The sequence below is a fragment of the Candidatus Binatia bacterium genome (assembly GCA_036493895.1).
Taxonomy (GTDB): domain Bacteria; phylum Desulfobacterota; class Binatia; order UBA1149; family CAITLU01; genus DATNBU01.
The window spans coordinates 260,190-275,746 of the sequence record DASXOZ010000070.1 but is presented as its reverse complement, the minus strand read 5'-3'; the positions used below and the strand labels follow the sequence as shown (position 1 = coordinate 275,746).

Genomic DNA, 15,557 nt, shown 5'->3' with positions numbered 1-15,557 from the left:
GCGTAGAGAAGCCCGTGCAGAAGTTCAAGTTTTGCGCGCACTTGCACAGTCCATGCAGTTGACTCTGCCCGGGGCTTGCACGATACGGCCCTGCGCGCCTCCTGCCGCTCTTCGGGCCGGGATCCGCGCTTTTTCTTCGGTCTGCGGGCCATGTCGGACGAAAACGCAGCAGCCCCAAGCGATGCCCAGACGGCCGCTCGCCAGAGCGAGCAGGTGCGGGTGCGCCGGGCGAAACTGGCCGAGCTTCGCGCCGGCGGCAGCGCCTTCCCCAACGATTTCAAGCCCGATGCCAGCTGCGAGTCGCTCATTGCCGGGTTCGGCGACCTTGCGGGAGAGCAGGTCGAAGCGCGAAGCGGCGTCTACCGCCTCGGCGGCCGCATCGTCGCGATCCGCGATTTCGGCAAGACCAAGTTCTTGAAGCTCCAGGACGGCTCCGGCTCCCTCCAGCTCTTCGTCAGCCGCGCCGAGCTCGGTGAGGAAGGTTACGACGTCGCCAGGCGCCTGGACGCCGGGGACATCGTCGGTGCCTGCGGTCGGCTGTTCCGCACCCGCACCGGAGAGCTGACGCTTCGCCTCGACAGCTTGAGGCTGCTCGTCAAGTCGCTGAGGCCGCTTCCGGAGAAGTGGCACGGCCTGGTCGACAAGGAGGCGCGCTACCGCCAGCGCTACCTCGACCTGATCGTCAACGACGACGTGCGGCGCACGTTCCGCCGCCGCGCGCAGATCATCGCTGCGCTGCGCCGCTTCCTCGGCGACGAGGGTTACCTCGAAGTCGAGACGCCGCTGCTGCAGCCGATCGCCGGCGGCGCGGCGGCGCGTCCGTTCGTCACGCACCACAACGCGCTGTCGATGGACCTGTACATGCGCATCGCGCCGGAGCTGTACCTGAAGCGGCTCGTCGTCGGCGGCATGGAGCGCGTCTTCGAGCTCGGGCGCATGTTCCGCAACGAGGGGATTTCGCTGCAGCACAACCCCGAGTTCACGATGTGCGAGTTCTACCAGGCGTGGGCCACGTACGAGGACCTGATTGCGCTGACCGAGCGGATGCTTTCGAGCCTCGCCGTCGAGGTGACGGGGAGCGAGAAGGTTTCCTACTGCGGAGAGGTCCTCGATTTCTCGGCGCCGATGCGCCGCATCGACATGACCGACGCCGTTGCCGGCGCGCTCGGCGTATCGCGCGAGCAGGCGTTGGAACGAAACGTGCTGGAGGCCGCCGCCGACCGTCTCGGCATCGACGCGAAGAAGAGGCAGCCCGGCCTCGGTCTTCTCGCCGACGTGTTCGAAGCCACCTGTGAGAAGGATCTCATCCAGCCGACGTTCATCACCGGCTTTCCGATCGAGATCTCGCCGCTGGCGCGCCGCAGCGACCGCGACCCTCGCTTCGTCGACCGCTTCGAGCTGTACGTGGCAGGGCGCGAGATCGCCAATGGTTTTTCCGAGCTGAACGACCCCGAGGACCAGCACCAGAGGTTCCTCGACCAGCTTCGCCGGCGCGAGGCCGGCGACGAGGAGGCGAGCGACTTCGACGAGGACTACGTTCGCGCCCTGGAGGTCGGACTTCCTCCGACGGCTGGAGAGGGCATCGGCATCGACCGCCTGGTGATGCTGCTGACCGATTCGCCGTCGATCCGCGACGTGCTGTTCTTTCCACACCTTCGCCACGAAACGTCCCAGCGGCAAGAGGGCCGCGGCCGACCGGCCGAGTAGCCGGAGCCCGGCCCATCACCGGCAGGCGGAGACGCGCGATGTCGTGGGAGCTGTTCGTCGGCCTGCGTTACCTTCGCTCGCGCCGAAGCGAAGCGTTCGTCTCGGTCATCACGCTGATCTCGACGCTCGGCGTGCTGCTCGGCGTCATGGTGCTGACGATGACGCTGGCAATCATGACGGGCTTCGAGGAAGACCTTCGTGCGCGCATCCTCGGGCTGCATCCGCACCTTCGCGTCAGCAGCCACCTCGGCAGCGGCATCATCGACAAGCCCGACGACATCGTCGCGGCGCTCAAGAACGATCCGCGCGTCGAGGATGCGGCCGCCGTCGTGCAGTCGCAGATGCTGGTGACAGTGGGCGACACCCTGCTCGGCGTGTTCGCGCGAGGCATCGATCCCAAGTCCAAGAGCAGCACAGCCGGCATCGAGAAATACGTCGTCGAGGGCTCTCTCGATGATGTCGGCAAGCACGTCACCGTCGAAGACGCCGATCTTCCGACGGTCATGATCGGGCGCGAGCTGGCGAGCAAGCTGCTGGTCGAAAGGGGCGACACGATCCGGCTGATGTCGCCGCGCTTCTCGGCCAGTCCGATGGGGGCACTGCCGCGCAGCCGCCGCGTCGTCGTCACGGCCCTGTTCGATTCGGGCATGGTCGAGTACGACGCGGCCCTGGTCTTCCTCGGCATCGACGACGCGCGGGCGCTGTTCGGCGTCGGGCAGATCGCCACCGGCGTCGAAGCGCGCCTCAAGGACCCGAACAAGGCGCCCGAGGTGGCCGAAGACCTCAACCGCACGATCGGGGCTCCGTACTGGGTCGAGCCGTGGACCGAAGCCCACCGAAACGTGTTCGCGGCCCTCAAGCTCGAGAAGACCGCCTACTTCCTGGTGCTGCTGCTGATCATCCTGGTCGCCGCGTTCACGATCGTCTCGACGCTGTACATGGTCGTCATGGAGAAGCGGCGCGACATCGCGGTGCTGAAGACGATGGGTGCCGACGACGCCAGTATCGCCCGCATTTTCGTCATGAAGGGCCTGCTGATCGGCGGGGTCGGGACCGGGCTCGGGGCCCTGTTCGGATGGCTGGGCTGCCTCGCGCTCAGCCACTACGAGTTCATCCATCTGCCGGAGGGCGTATTTTACGTAAAGACGCTGCCGATCCGGATGGAGCCGATGAACTTCGCGATGGTCGTCGGCGCGTCGATGGTCATCTGCCTCGGTGCGTGCCTTTTCCCGGCCTGGAAGGCGTCGCGGGTCGTGCCGGTGGACGTGCTGCGCTATGAGTGACGCCGCCGCCGCCAAGTCGGTCCCGGCCATCGAGGCCGATGGCCTGGAGCGCCGCTACGATGACAAGCGCAAGGTCATCGAGGTGCTGAAGGGCGTCTGCCTGGCCGTGGCTGCGGGGGAATCGCTCGCGGTGATCGGCGAGTCGGGAACGGGCAAGAGCACGCTGCTGCACCTGCTCGGAGGGCTCGACAGGCCGGACGGCGGCACAGTCAAGGTCGGAGGGATCGACCTGTACGGGCTCGCAGCGCGGGAACGCACCGCGCTGCGAGGAAAGGACATCGGGTTCGTGTTCCAGTTTCATCATTTGCTCGGCGACTTTGATGCCCTCGAAAACGTGATGATGCCGCTGCTCGTCACCGGCTCTTCCCGTTCGGCCGCGCGCAAGCGGGCGCTGGCCATCCTGGAAAGGGTGGGGCTCGGGCACCGCCTCGACCACAGGCCGGGCGAGCTTTCGGGAGGCGAGCAGCAGCGGGTGGCGGTGGCCAGGGCTCTGGCTGCGCATCCTTCGGTGGTGCTTGCCGACGAGCCGACCGGCAACCTCGATCCCGGGACGGCCGAAGAAGTGCACCGCCTGCTGCGCGACGTTCAGAAGGAAGAAGGCGCGGCGCTGATCGTGGCTACGCACAACTCCACTCTGGCCGGGATGCTCGACCGGACGCTACGAATGGAGAATGGCGTGTTGAAGGAGGGCCGGTGGTCCTGATGCTTCCCACGATTCGAAGCGCTGCCCTCGCGGCCGCCGTGATCCTGCTCGCAGCGTTGCCGGCAGGAGCCGTCGGCGAGGAAGGTGGTGCAGCGGCCGTCGCTCCGGCCCCGGCCGCATCCAAACCTGCTGCGCCCGCCGCGGCGCCCGCGGGCAAGCCCGCGCCGAAGCCATCGGCGAAGCCGGCTGCTGCCAAGCCGGCGGCTCGGCCCGGCCCGGCCAAGCCCGCGGTCAAGGCTCCGCCCCCGGCGGCGCGCCCCATCGTCAAGGGCGTTCACGTCGAGGGCTTCAAGCGCGTCGACGAATCGGCGATCCGCATCCACATCACGCATCCGGTCGGTGTCGAGCTCGACGAAACCGCCACCGATCTCGACGTCAAGGCCATTTACCGGATGGGCTTCTTCGAGAACGTCTGGGTCACGACCGAGCCGTCCCCGGGCGGCGTCACGCTGGTCTACCACGTGCAGGAAAGGCCCTACGTCGGCAAGGTCGAGTACGAGGGCAACGACCACGTCGAGAAGGCCGACCTCGAGGCCGTGATCGGCATCCGCCCGCGAACGGTGTTCGATCCGCAGAAGGCCTGGGAAGGGCTTCGCGAGGCCAAGAAGGTTTACGCCGGCAAGGGCTATCCCGACGCCGAGATCCACTACGACCTCGTCACGCAGCCCGACGGCACCGTCACCGTCCACTACGGCATCGACGAGAAGAAAAAGGTCCTGATCAAGGACGTCCAGTTCGAAGGTGTCCACGAGTTCACGCACGCCAAGCTGCGGCGCGTGATGACGTCGCGTCGCAAGTGGATCCTCTCGTGGTTCACCGGTTCCGGCATCCTCAAGGAAGAGGAGCTGCGCACCGACGTCGACCGCCTGACCGCGCTGTACTACGACAGCGGCTACATCCAGGTGCGCGTCGACGACATCGACGTCACGCGCAAGGACGACGACCTGTTCCTGACCGTTCGCATCGAGGAAGGCGCCCAGTACCGCGTCGGCAAGGTCCACTTCGAAGGCGAGGTGCTCGAGGACCAGGCCAAGCTCATCAAGGCGTCGGGGCTGAACACCGGCGAGATCTTCAAGCCGAGTCGTCTTCGCGAATCGATCTTCAACGTGACGGAGGCCTACGGCGACCTCGGCCGCGCTTTTGCCGAGGCGATTCCGCTGACCGACGTGCACGAGGACAGCAAGACCGTCGACATCGGCTTCAAGATGACGGCCGGGCCGGTCGTGTCGGTCAATCGCATCGAGGTGCGCGGCAACACCAAGACGCGCGATGAAGTCGTGCGCCGCGAGCTCCGCCAGCAGGAAGGGCAGCAGTTCAGCGGCAAGGGTCTGCGCCAGGGCACGGCGCGCGTCAAGCGTCTCGGGATCTTCGACGACGTCAAGGTCGAGAGCACGAAGACCGACAAGCCCGACCAGGTCAACCTCGCCGTCGACGTCAAGGAAGGCCGCACCGGCACCTTCTCGGCCGGCGCGGGTTTCAGCTCCGAAGACGCGCTGCTGGCCAACGCGCGCATCACCGAGCGCAACCTGTTCGGCCGCGACCAGACGGCCACTGCCAACGTCGACTTCGGCTCGCGGCGGCGAAACTACCGCCTCGGGTTCGAGGAGCCGTGGGCCTTCGACATCCCGCTGTCGCTCGGCATCGACGCGTTCAACTGGAGCTACGAGTTCAGCGATTTCCGACGCGGCGGCACCGGCATGTCGCTGCGCGCGAGCTACCCGCTGTGGGAGCTCGGGCTGCGCAGCCTGCTCGGCGCCTCGCTCGACGACATCCGCGCCGGCGTCGAGTACCGCCTCGAGAACACGGTCATCGACGGCGTCTCCATCCATGCGCCGCCGAGCGTGACGATCGAGGAAGGCACCAAGCTGACGAGCAGCATCCGCCCGTCCATCGTACGCAACACCATCGACCAGCCGTTCGATCCGACCGAGGGTTCGATCAACACGATCTCGGGCGAGTTCGCGGGCCTCGGCGGCGAGAACAAGTTCACCAAGGGCGACGTGACATCGCGCTGGTACTTCCCCGTCTACAAGTCGGAGGCCGGATGGAAGCTGGTCTACTCGGTGGCCGGCAGCTTCGGATGGGGCTGGGGCAACGGCGGCACCTCCGGCGAGGAGTTGCCGCTTTCCGAGCGCTACTTCCCCGGCGGCATCAACACGGTACGAGGCTTCGAGACGCGAACGCTCGGTCCCCGCGAATCCTGGTGCGACCCGACGGACGGGCAGGGCGGACCCGGGACGCAGGGCGGCAACAAATGCATCTCCAGCGCGATCGGCGGCAGCAGCCAGCTCATCCTCAACAACGAGATCATCTTCCCGATCATCCCTGACGCCGGGGTCAAGGGCGTCGTGTTCTTCGACGCCGGCAACGCCTGGTCCAACAACTCCGGCATCGATCTCGGCGAGCTGCGCCTGGCGGCTGGACTCGGTCTTCGCTGGCTGTCGCCCTTCGGGCCGCTGCGCATCGAAATCGGCTTCCCTCTCAACTCCAAGTCGAACGACCAGACGCAGCTGGTGCTGTTCTCGTTCGGCACCCCGTACTGATCCAACTGCCCACAGGAGAACCCATGAAGAAGAGGATTGTGATTTCGACCGTCGCGGTGCTGGCCGCCGCGATGCTCGCAGGTGCGCGGCCGGCCTCGGCCGCCGACCTGAAGATCGGCTACATCGTCACGCCGAAGCTGCTTTCCGAGAGCAAGCTGGGAAAAGAGGCCAGCGCCAAGCTCAAGGCCAAGGCCGACGCCGCCGAGAAGTCGCTGCAGAAGAAAGCCGACGATGTGAAGAAGCTGCAGGAGGACATCCAGAAGCGGATGGCCGTGCTCAACGACGAAGAGAAGGCCAAGCTGAGCGAGGAGTACGACAAGCAGCTGACCGACGCCAAGCGCATGAAGGAAGACGCCCAGCAGGACTTCGACAAGACGCGCCAGCAGATCGAGGGCGACATGATGACCAAGTTCCGCACCGTCATCGAGAAGTTCGCCAAGGACAACAACTACGACCTCGTCCTGGATGCCGGCACGCTGCTGTACATCTCGCACAAGGCCGACATCACCGACGAAGTGATCCAGCTCGCGGACAAGTCCCTCTGACGGGAACCCGGGCGGTGGTCGCCCCGCTGTGAGCGCCCGCATTCATCCCACCGCCGTCGTCGATCCTGCTGCCAGGCTCGGCGACGGCGTCACCGTCGGTCCCTACTGCGTGATCGGCGGCGGAGCCGACGTCGGCGCCGACACCGAGATCGGCCCGCACGTCGTCATCGACGGCCTGGTCACGATCGGTGCGCGCAACCGCATCATCGGCCAGGCCTCGATCGGCAGCCCTCCCCAGGATCTCAAGTACCAGGGCAGCCCGACGCGCCTGGAGATCGGCGACGAGAACATCATCCGCGAGTTCGTCACGATGAACCGCGCGACCGAACACGGAGGCGGCGTCACCCGCGTCGGCAGCCGCGGCATCTACATGGCGTACTCGCACGTTGCCCACGACTGCCTGGTCGGTGACCACGTGGTGATGGCCAACGGCGCGACGCTGGCAGGCCACGTGACGATCGAAGACCATGCGATCGTCGGCGGGCTGGTGGCGATCCACCAGTTCGTGCGCATCGGCGAGTCGGCGATCCTCGGCGGAGGCGCGATGGTCACGCTCGACATCGCACCGTACTGCATGGCGGCGGGCGACCGCGCCGTGCTGCACGGGCTCAACGTGATCGGGCTTCGTCGCCGCGGCTTTTCGGCCGCGACGATCGCGGCGCTGCGCTCGGCGTACCGCACCATCTTCCGCTCGGGCATGCGGCTTGCGGACGCGCTCGAGGAGCTCAGGGCCGAAGCCGACAGCGAGCCGTGCGTGGCCAGCCTCGTGCGCTTCATCGAGCAGTCCCAGCGCGGAATCTGCCGATGAGCGGCCCGCGCGAAGCCGGCGCACCCGGCAGTCCGGGTGCGCCCGAGACGATCGGGCTCATTGCCGGCAACGGCAGCTTTCCGCTGATGTTCGCTCGCGAGGCGCGGGCGCGCGGGCTTCGCGTCGCGGCCGTCGCGCACCGCGGAGAGACGGACGAGGCCATCGAGGGCGAAGTCGACGAGCTCGTCTGGGTGCGCGTCGGCCAGCTCGGCCACCTGATCCGCGCGCTGCGCAAGGCAGGCGCCTCGCGCGCCGTGATGGCCGGCGGCATCGACAAGATCCGCTCGCTGTCGCAGATCCGTCCCGATCTTCGCGGGATGCTGTTCCTGCGCCGCGCGATCCGCGCCGGTGGCCACGGCGACGACGCCCTGCTGAGAGCGCTTGCGACAGAGCTGGAAAAAGAACGAATCGAAGTGGTTCCTTCCACGCTGTTCCTAGAACGCCTGCTGGCAACGCCCGGACGCCTTGCCGGGCCGAAACCGTCGTCCCAGGCCCTGGCCGACGTGCGCACCGGTTGCCGCGTCCTCGAAGCCATCGGCTCGGTGGACGTCGGCCAGAGCGTCATCGTCGAGCGCGGCGTCGTGCTCGCGGTCGAGGCCGTCGAAGGTACCGACGAGGCGGTGAAACGCGCGGGAAAGCTCGGACGCGGGGGAGCCGCCGTCATCAAGATGTCCAAGCACGGCCAGGACATGCGCTTTGACGTTCCGGCGGTTGGCCCCGCCACGATCGCGACGATGGTCGAAGCCCGTGCCGCGGTGCTGGCGATCGAAGCCGGCGCGACGCTGCTGCTCGAGCGCGAAGCGCTCGCCACAGCCGCGTCCCAGGCCGGCATTGCAGTGCTGGGCTGCACGAGAAGCGGCGCAGTCGCAGGCCTGAGCGATGACTGATCGCGTGCGCGCCGCAGTCATCGGCGCCGGGCACCTGGGCAGCCTTCACGCTGCGAAATACGCGGAGGCGGCCGGAGTCGAGCTCGTCGGCGTCCACGACATCGATTCGGCGCGCGCGGCCGGAGTTGCCGCGCGCCTCGGCTGCCGCGCGTGGGAATCGCTCGATGCCCTTCTCGGCCAGGCCGACTGCGCGAGCATCGCGACGACGACGGCCACGCACGCGGAAGTCGCGCGCGTCGCGATCGACCACGGCGTCCACGTACTGGTCGAAAAACCACTGGCCGCGACGTTCGACGGCGCGCGCGCGATCGTCGATGCGGCCGAGAAGGCGGGCGTGCTGCTGCAGGTCGGGCACCTCGAGCGTTTCAACCCCGCCTTCGCGGATCTTCCGCAGATCGCCGGCCACCCGCGCTTCATCGAATGCCACCGCCTGTCACCGTTCGCGGGCCGCGGGTCGGACACCGACGTCGTGTTCGACGTGATGATCCACGATCTCGACCTGATTGCCTTCGTCGTCGGTCGGCCGCTCGTCCACGTCGAAGCGATCGGTGTCCCCGTGCTCAGCGACCATGCCGACATCGCCAACGCGAGGCTCCGCTTCGAAGGCGGGGCGATTGCCAACGTGACCGCCAGCCGTGTGTCGCTCAAAAGGGAACGAAGGCTGCGCATCTTCCAGGAGGACGCATACGTCGCCGTCGATTTCGATGCGCGAAGCCTGCGCATCGTCAAAAGAAGGCCCGGCGCGGCGATCGACCCGGCGGCACCGATGGATGCGATTGAGGTCGAGGAGCGCAGCTTCGCCGAAGATGCCGATCCGCTCCGCGACGAAATCCGCGCCTTCGTCGACGCGGTGCGGGCGATCGCGCCGGGCTCCGGCGTCGCGCAAAGCCGGTCGTCGCGCAGTGACGCGGCGGTCAGCGGCCGCGACGCGCTGGTGGCGCTCGCCATGGCCGAACGGGTGCGCAGCGCCGTGGCGGCCGAAGCGGCGGCACATGATCCGGGCGCGGCGCCGGGTGCCGACCCGGTGCCATGAAGCGCCGCCGCATACTCATGGTCGCCGGCGAGGCGTCGGGAGACGCACTCGGCGGCGCGCTCGCAGCATCGTTGCTTCGCGCCGATCCCGGATTGCACCTCTACGGTGCCGGCGGTGCCGCGATGCGCGAAGCAGGCGTCGAGACCATCATCGACACCGCCGAGCTGAGCGTCATGGGTTTTTCGGAGCTCGGGCGCGAGATCGTTCGCGTCGTCGGCGCGCATCGCCGGCTTCGCCGCGAGCTTCGCGGCGGCGGGGCGGACGGCGCCCCCGACCTGTTCATCCCGATCGACTTTCCCGATTTCAACCTCCCGCTCTGCAAGACGGCTTCGCGCGCGGGAGTGCCGGTGTTCTACTACGTCAGTCCGCAAGTCTGGGCGTGGAGGCAGGGGCGCATCGACGCCATTGCCAAAAGCGTGCGACGCATGCTCGTGCTCTTCCCGTTCGAGGCCGACATCTACCGGTCGCACGGCATCGACGCGCACTTCGTCGGCCATCCTCTGGCCGAAGCCGTCGCGCCCAGTCGTCCTCGAGACGAGACGCGCCGCGAACTCGGGATCGCCGAAGGCCGTCGTCTCGTTGCGCTTCTTCCGGGCAGCCGCCGCCGCGAGATCGAGGCGATGCTGCCGCGGATGCTCGACGCGACCAGCGGCCTCGGAAGCGTCTCGGCCGTGATCGCCGAAGCTCCGGCGCTCGCTTCCGGCCTCGTTTCCGGCATCGTCGACGCCTGGAAAGCGCGCAACCCGGCCGCAGCCGCCCATGTCGCGTGCCGGCGCGGCGACACCTACAATCTGCTGGCGGCGGCCGACGCGGCGCTGGTGACCTCCGGTACCGCAACGCTCGAATGCGCGCTGGTCGGCTGCCCGATGGTCGTGGCCTACCGGATGTCTGCGCTCAGCTACTCCGTGGCGCGCCGCCTCGTGCGCGTGCCGTTCATCGCGATGCCGAACCTGCTGCTCGGCCGCCGCGTCGTCTGCGAGCTCGTCCAGGACGAAGCCGAACCTCAGGCAATGCGCGAAGAATTGTCGCGAATCCTCGAAGACGCGCCGCTGCGCGAGCGCATGCGGGCCGACTTTGCCGAGATCCGCGCGTTGCTCGTCCGCCCCGGCGCCGCCGACCGCGCCGCGGCGCTCGCCCTGGAGCTCGTCGCCTGAGCACGCGCGCCACCATCGGTCGGCTCGTCGCGTACCTGCGGCCTTACCTGTGGCCGCATTTCGCCGCGGCGCTGGCGTGCATGATCGCCTACAGCGGCATGTCGGGCCTGGTGCCGTGGCTCGTGCGCGGCCTGATCGACGACGTCTTCAGCCGCCGCGACGAGCACATGCTCGCCCTGTTGCCTGCGCTGATCATCGTCGTCTTCCTCGCGCGGGCGGGAATGAATTTCGGCCAGTCCTACCTCGGAGACTGGGTGGGCGAGAGCATCGTCTACGACATTCGCGCGCGACTGCAGGAGAAGGTCCAGCGCCTTCCGATCTCGTTCTTCGACCGCACGACCTCCGCGCAGATCGTCTCGCGCATGACGAGCGACGTGCTGGCCGTGCGCCAGGCGCTGACCGAAGGTGCCGCTTCGCTGATCCGCGACCTTACGACGATGCTCGTGCTCATCGCAGTCGCGTTCCACCTGGACGCGGCGCTCTCGGTCATTGCGTTCGTCGTCCTGCCGGTGATCGTCCTTCCGATCCAGAGATTGTCGCGACGCATGCGCACGCTGTCGCGCCGCGGCCTGGACACTCTCGGCGACGTCTCGGCGCTGCTGCTGGAGACGGTGCAGGCTTCCCGCGTCGTCAAGTCGTTCGGCATGCAGGCTTACGAGACACGCCGCTTCGAAGGCGAGAACCGGCGGCTGCGGCGCCTGCACCTGAAAGCTGCGCGCATCGGCGCGTTCACGGCGCCGATGACCGAGGTGCTGGCGGCGTTCGGCATTGCAGGGGCGCTCTGGTTCGGCGGCGGCTCGGTGTTCGCCGGCGGGCGCACGGCCGGCGGCTTTCTCGCGTTCATGACGACGCTCGTGCTGATCTACGATCCCTTCAAGAAGCTCGCGCGCACCAACAACATCGTGCAGGCCGGGCTCGGCGCCGCCGAACGCATCTTCGCGCTGCTCGACGAGGCCGAGGAGGACGACGGCAGCGCCGGCAGCGGCCTCAAAGTGACGGCGCTTCGCGAGGCGATCCGTTTCGAGGCAGTGTCCTTCGCGTACCAGAGCATCGAGGTGCTGCACGACGTCGAGTTCGAGATCCGTGCCGGCGAAGCCGTTGCTCTCGTTGGGCCGAGTGGCGGAGGAAAGTCGACGATCGCCGACCTGATCCCGCGCTTCTACGAAGTGACAGGCGGCCGCGTCACGCTCGACGGAGTCGACCTTCGCGACCTCGACCTGGCGGCGCTTCGCGCTCTCGTCTCGGTCGTCACCCAGCAGACGTACCTATTCAACGACACGGTGCGCGCCAATATTGCGTACGGAAGCAGCGAGGCGGACGATGCCGGGATCATCGAAGCGGCCAAGGCTGCGTTCGCGCACGAGTTCATCGAGAAGCTTCCCGCGGGCTACGACACGGTGATCGGCGAGATGGGCGTGCAGCTGTCGGGAGGGCAGCGCCAGCGCCTCGCGATTGCGCGGGCTCTTTTGAAGGACGCGCCGGTGCTGATCCTCGACGAGGCGACGAGCGCGCTGGACTCGGAATCCGAGCATGCGGTGCAGGCCGCCGTCGAGAGTCTGATGACGGGCCGCACGACACTGGTCATCGCGCACAGGCTTTCTACCGTTCGCCGCGCCGACCGCATCCTCGTCGTCGAGGACGGCCGCATCGTCGGATCCGGAACCCACGGCGAGCTTCTCGAGAAAGGCTCGTTGTACAAGCGCCTTCACGAGCTTCAGCTGCTCGGCGAGAGCCCTGCGTGAGCCGCCGCGTGAGCGACTCGCGCGCGGCAAGAGGGCTGCGCCGTTTCGATCTGCTGGCGCGCGCCGAGATCGCAGCGGCTTCGTTCGCAATCTGGCTCGTGCTCGCGCTGCTCGGCGCCACGCTGCGCTGGACGCGGCGTGGGTCCGCCGACCTCGAACGCCGCTGGAGCGCCGGAGAGCCGGTGCTGATGGCGTTCTGGCACGGCCGCTCGATCATGCTTCCGCTCGCGTACCGGGGTCGCGGCGCGTCGATCATGAACAGCACGCACCGCGACGGCGAGATCATCTCGCGCGCGCTCGCTCGCTTCGGCATCGAGTCGACGCGCGGATCTTCGAGCCGCGGCGCCGTCGCCGGAGTGCTCGGTCTCGTGCGTGCGAGCCGGCGAGGCCGCGACGTCGCACTGATCCCCGACGGCCCGCGCGGCCCGGCAGGCATCGCCAAGGGTGGCGCGGCCGAGCTCGCCATCGCTACCGGAGCCCCGTTGTTCCCGATGGCGGTCAGCTGCTCGCACGGCTGGCGCCTGCCGACCTGGGACCGGATGCTGCTGCCGTATCCTTTCGCACGCATGGTCCTCGTCGTCGGCGAGCCGCTGCAGGCCGGCGCGGCGGGACGGGCAAGTCGAGGCGACGAGCGCGAGGAGATCCGCAGCCGGCTCGAAAGCACGCTGCGGCGCATCACCGCCGAAGCCGACCGCCTTGCCGGCCGCCGCGAGGTCGAAGAGACGTGAGCAGTCGCCTGGCCGGCGCCTGGATGCGTGCCGCGTGGACGGCGGCAGTCGCCGTTGCCGGCGCAGCGTGCGCAGCTTCGCAACCGTTTGCCCGCGGCGAAAAGGCGCTGCGCGGCGCCGAGCGAAGAGGCGAGTGGATCTGGCGGCGGCAGGCGGGAAGCGCCTGGCTGTGGATTCATGCGGCATCGTACGGGGAGACGGAGATCGGCCTGGCGCTGGCCTCGGCGCTGGCCCCGCATCTTGGCGGCGCCTCGGTCGTGATGACGGCGACGACTGCGACGGGTCGCGCGCGCGCCACTGCAAATCAAAGTGTCGAAGCCCATTACTTCCCGCTCGATTACGCTCCGTATCTCAACAGGATTCTCGAGGCCGGCGCGCCGCGCGCCCTCGTCATCGTCGAGACGGAAATCTGGCCCGAGACGCTTCGCATCCTCGCTCGTCGCGGCGTTCCGGTCGCGGTCGCCAACGCGAGGATCTCCGAGCGCAGCTTCCCGCGGTACCGGCGTCTTGCGCCCTTGGTCGGGCCGCTGCTCGACGGCGTCGCGAAGATCTGCGCCAGGGACGACGAAGCTGCCGGCCGCTGGAAGGCTCTCGGCGCACGCGAGTCGGCCGTCGAGGTCACGGGCAACATCAAGTTCGACCTTGCCCTTCCCGCCGACGCTTCGGCGCTTTCTCCTCTGCTCGTGCGTGATTCCGCGCGGCCCGTGTTCCTCGCCGCGTCCACGCACGACGGCGAAGAGCAACTCGCGCTCGATGCGTTCCACATGCTGCGCGGGCAGGTGCCCGGCGCGCGCCTGATCGTCGCACCGCGCCATCCCGAAAGGGCGGCAGACGTCGCGGCGCTTGCGCGCACGCGCTCGTCGGGTGTCTTCCAATGGAGTGACTGCCAAGGCAGGGCCGACGCAGGCGGCGCGGACATCGTCGTGCTCGACCGCCTCGGCCTGCTGCGGGCGGCATACGCAGGCGCCGATGCTTGCTTCGTCGGCGGGAGCATCACGGCCGGTCCCGGGGGGCACAACCTTCTCGAGCCCGTCGTCGCCGGTTGCCCGGTCGCGACGGGGCCGCTGATCTCCAATGTCGAAGACCAGGCCGCGATGCTTCGTGCGGCCGGCGCCCTGCGCATCGTCCGCAACGTCGAGGAACTGGCGAAGTTCTGGACGGAAGCGGCCGAAAAATCAGAAGATATGCGGCAGCGACTGGCTGCCGCCACACGCATTTTGCGCGAAGCCCGCGGCGCCCTCGCCCGGACGGTCACAGCGCTGGCTCCGGTGCTCGAAGGCCGGCGGCGATGAACGAAGAGCACGCCGATTTCGCCGAGAGGCTCTGGTACTCGCACGCCCCCCTGGCACGGGCCGCAAGGGCTGCATTGGCACCGGCCTCGCTGCTGTTCGCTGGCGCCGCTGGTCTTCGCGATGCGGCCTGGCGCCTCGGTCTCGCGCGGCCGGAGCGGGCTCCGGCGCCGGTCGTCAGCGTCGGGAGCCTGCGTGTCGGAGGCGCCGGCAAGACTCCGTTCGTCGCGTGGCTCGTCGCCGCGCTGCACGCGCGGTCGCTCGCGCCGTGCATCGTCACGCGAGGCTACGCATCGGATGCTTCATCGGCGCAGCCGTTCGTCCTGGACAGGCAGTCGGCGTGCGCGCCGCAGGCGGCGGCAAGGGCCGGTGACGAGGCGACGATGCTTGCGCTGCGCACCGGCGTGCCCGTCGCCGTCGGGAGCAATCGCCTTGCGGCCTGCCGGCTTGCGGCCCGCTCGTTTCCTCTCGACGTCTTCGTGCTCGACGACGGCTTCCAGCACCGCGCGCTGGCCAGGGACATCGACATCGTCCTCGTTACGGGGAACGAAGCCTCCGAGCGCCTGCTCCCGGCCGGTCCGCTGCGCGAGAGCGTTGCAGCCCTGGCGCGGGCATCGGTCGTGATCCAGGTCGAAGACGGATCGGGGCCGCGCGGGCAGGCAACGACAGCTGCGAGGGCGCGCGCCCGCACGAGGCCGGTGTCGCTGGTCTCGGATGTCGCTGCACCGGGCGGCGACGACGTTTCGTCGCTGCGCGGGCGCCGCGTCGTCGCGGTGGCTGCGATCGCGCGACCGGCGCGCTTCCTGGCGTGCCTGCGCACGAGCGGCGCCGAGATCGTGCACACGGTGCTGCGCCGCGACCACTATCGCTTTGGTGACGCGGACCGGCGGGAGATCGAAGAGGCGTCGGCGGGGGCCGACCTCGTCGTCACGACCGAAAAAGACCTCGTCAAGCTCGGCGCCCCGCCGGGCGGCGAGGGCCCCACGCGGGGAGCTCGCCCGCTCGTCGCGCTGCGCATCGCCATGGAGCTCGACGAGGAAAATGCCCTCGTCGACCGCATCGTCGAGACCATCGCGGCCGCCGGCCGCGGCGCTTGACCACTCGCGTGCCCCCACGCATCATCGCCGGCTCCCGC

Annotated in this window: 13 protein-coding genes; all 13 read left to right on the top strand. The window is 68.5% G+C overall.

The annotated features are described in order from the left end of the window. The first annotated feature begins 150 nt into the window (after positions 1–150). The 13 genes from lysS (at position 151) to lpxK (ending at position 15,519) form a co-directional block, all read left to right on the top strand. Positions 151–1,707, top strand: a complete 1,557-nt coding sequence (lysS, locus tag VGK20_16580; protein ID HEY2775659.1) for a lysine--tRNA ligase — start codon at positions 151–153, stop codon at positions 1,705–1,707. Between the two features lie 38 nt (positions 1,708–1,745). Beyond that, positions 1,746–2,990: an ABC transporter permease gene (locus VGK20_16575; protein HEY2775658.1), complete on the top strand. Its 1,245-nt coding sequence runs from the start codon at positions 1,746–1,748 to the stop codon at positions 2,988–2,990. Beyond that, a complete protein-coding gene (locus VGK20_16570) occupies positions 2,983–3,693 on the top strand; it encodes an ABC transporter ATP-binding protein (protein ID HEY2775657.1) in 711 nt (236 codons plus the stop codon). The genes VGK20_16575 and VGK20_16570 overlap by 8 nt, the downstream gene beginning before the upstream one ends. Continuing rightward, positions 3,693–6,236 carry an outer membrane protein assembly factor BamA gene (bamA, locus tag VGK20_16565; protein HEY2775656.1) on the top strand — a complete coding sequence of 848 codons (2,544 nt, stop codon included), beginning with the start codon at positions 3,693–3,695 and terminating at the stop codon, positions 6,234–6,236. The genes VGK20_16570 and bamA overlap by 1 nt, the downstream gene beginning before the upstream one ends. Positions 6,237–6,259: 23 nt before the next feature. Next, complete coding sequence (locus VGK20_16560; protein ID HEY2775655.1) at positions 6,260–6,781, top strand: OmpH family outer membrane protein; 522 nt, start codon at positions 6,260–6,262, stop codon at positions 6,779–6,781. Positions 6,782–6,809: 28 nt separating this feature from the next. After that, a complete protein-coding gene (gene lpxA / locus VGK20_16555; protein ID HEY2775654.1) occupies positions 6,810–7,589 on the top strand; it encodes an acyl-ACP--UDP-N-acetylglucosamine O-acyltransferase in 780 nt (259 codons plus the stop codon). After that, positions 7,586–8,476, top strand: a complete 891-nt coding sequence (lpxI, locus tag VGK20_16550) for a UDP-2,3-diacylglucosamine diphosphatase LpxI (protein HEY2775653.1) — start codon at positions 7,586–7,588, stop codon at positions 8,474–8,476. The genes lpxA and lpxI overlap by 4 nt, the downstream gene beginning before the upstream one ends. Then, positions 8,469–9,509: a Gfo/Idh/MocA family oxidoreductase gene (locus VGK20_16545; GenBank protein ID HEY2775652.1), complete on the top strand. Its 1,041-nt coding sequence runs from the start codon at positions 8,469–8,471 to the stop codon at positions 9,507–9,509. Before lpxI ends, VGK20_16545 begins: the two co-directional genes overlap by 8 nt. Beyond that, on the top strand, positions 9,506–10,663 hold the full coding sequence (lpxB, locus tag VGK20_16540; protein HEY2775651.1) for a lipid-A-disaccharide synthase: 1,158 nt from the start codon (positions 9,506–9,508) through the stop codon (positions 10,661–10,663). The genes VGK20_16545 and lpxB overlap by 4 nt, the downstream gene beginning before the upstream one ends. Before the next feature lie 80 nt (positions 10,664–10,743). Continuing rightward, the gene (locus tag VGK20_16535) at positions 10,744–12,405 is read left to right on the top strand and encodes an ABC transporter transmembrane domain-containing protein (GenBank protein ID HEY2775650.1); all 1,662 of its coding nucleotides are present in this window, start codon (positions 10,744–10,746) and stop codon (positions 12,403–12,405) included. Continuing rightward, positions 12,402–13,133, top strand: coding sequence for a lysophospholipid acyltransferase family protein (locus VGK20_16530; protein ID HEY2775649.1), 732 nt, complete (start codon positions 12,402–12,404; stop codon positions 13,131–13,133). The genes VGK20_16535 and VGK20_16530 overlap by 4 nt, the downstream gene beginning before the upstream one ends. Next, the gene (locus VGK20_16525; GenBank protein ID HEY2775648.1) at positions 13,130–14,425 is read left to right on the top strand and encodes a glycosyltransferase N-terminal domain-containing protein; all 1,296 of its coding nucleotides are present in this window, start codon (positions 13,130–13,132) and stop codon (positions 14,423–14,425) included. Before VGK20_16530 ends, VGK20_16525 begins: the two co-directional genes overlap by 4 nt. Then, a complete protein-coding gene (gene lpxK / locus VGK20_16520) occupies positions 14,422–15,519 on the top strand; it encodes a tetraacyldisaccharide 4'-kinase (GenBank protein ID HEY2775647.1) in 1,098 nt (365 codons plus the stop codon). Before VGK20_16525 ends, lpxK begins: the two co-directional genes overlap by 4 nt. Positions 15,520–15,557 lie beyond the last annotated feature (38 nt).

Coding starts and splice junctions, on each gene's coding strand:
- lysS (HEY2775659.1), top strand. CDS start 151: ATGTCGGACGAAAACGCAGCAGCCCCAAGCGATGCCCAGACGGCCGCT.
- VGK20_16535 (HEY2775650.1), top strand. CDS start 10,744: ATGATCGCCTACAGCGGCATGTCGGGCCTGGTGCCGTGGCTCGTGCGC.
- lpxK (HEY2775647.1), top strand. CDS start 14,422: ATGAACGAAGAGCACGCCGATTTCGCCGAGAGGCTCTGGTACTCGCAC.
- lpxI (HEY2775653.1), top strand. CDS start 7,586: ATGAGCGGCCCGCGCGAAGCCGGCGCACCCGGCAGTCCGGGTGCGCCC.
- VGK20_16570 (HEY2775657.1), top strand. CDS start 2,983: ATGAGTGACGCCGCCGCCGCCAAGTCGGTCCCGGCCATCGAGGCCGAT.
- lpxB (HEY2775651.1), top strand. CDS start 9,506: ATGAAGCGCCGCCGCATACTCATGGTCGCCGGCGAGGCGTCGGGAGAC.
- VGK20_16545 (HEY2775652.1), top strand. CDS start 8,469: ATGACTGATCGCGTGCGCGCCGCAGTCATCGGCGCCGGGCACCTGGGC.
- VGK20_16575 (HEY2775658.1), top strand. CDS start 1,746: ATGTCGTGGGAGCTGTTCGTCGGCCTGCGTTACCTTCGCTCGCGCCGA.
- VGK20_16560 (HEY2775655.1), top strand. CDS start 6,260: ATGAAGAAGAGGATTGTGATTTCGACCGTCGCGGTGCTGGCCGCCGCG.
- bamA (HEY2775656.1), top strand. CDS start 3,693: ATGCTTCCCACGATTCGAAGCGCTGCCCTCGCGGCCGCCGTGATCCTG.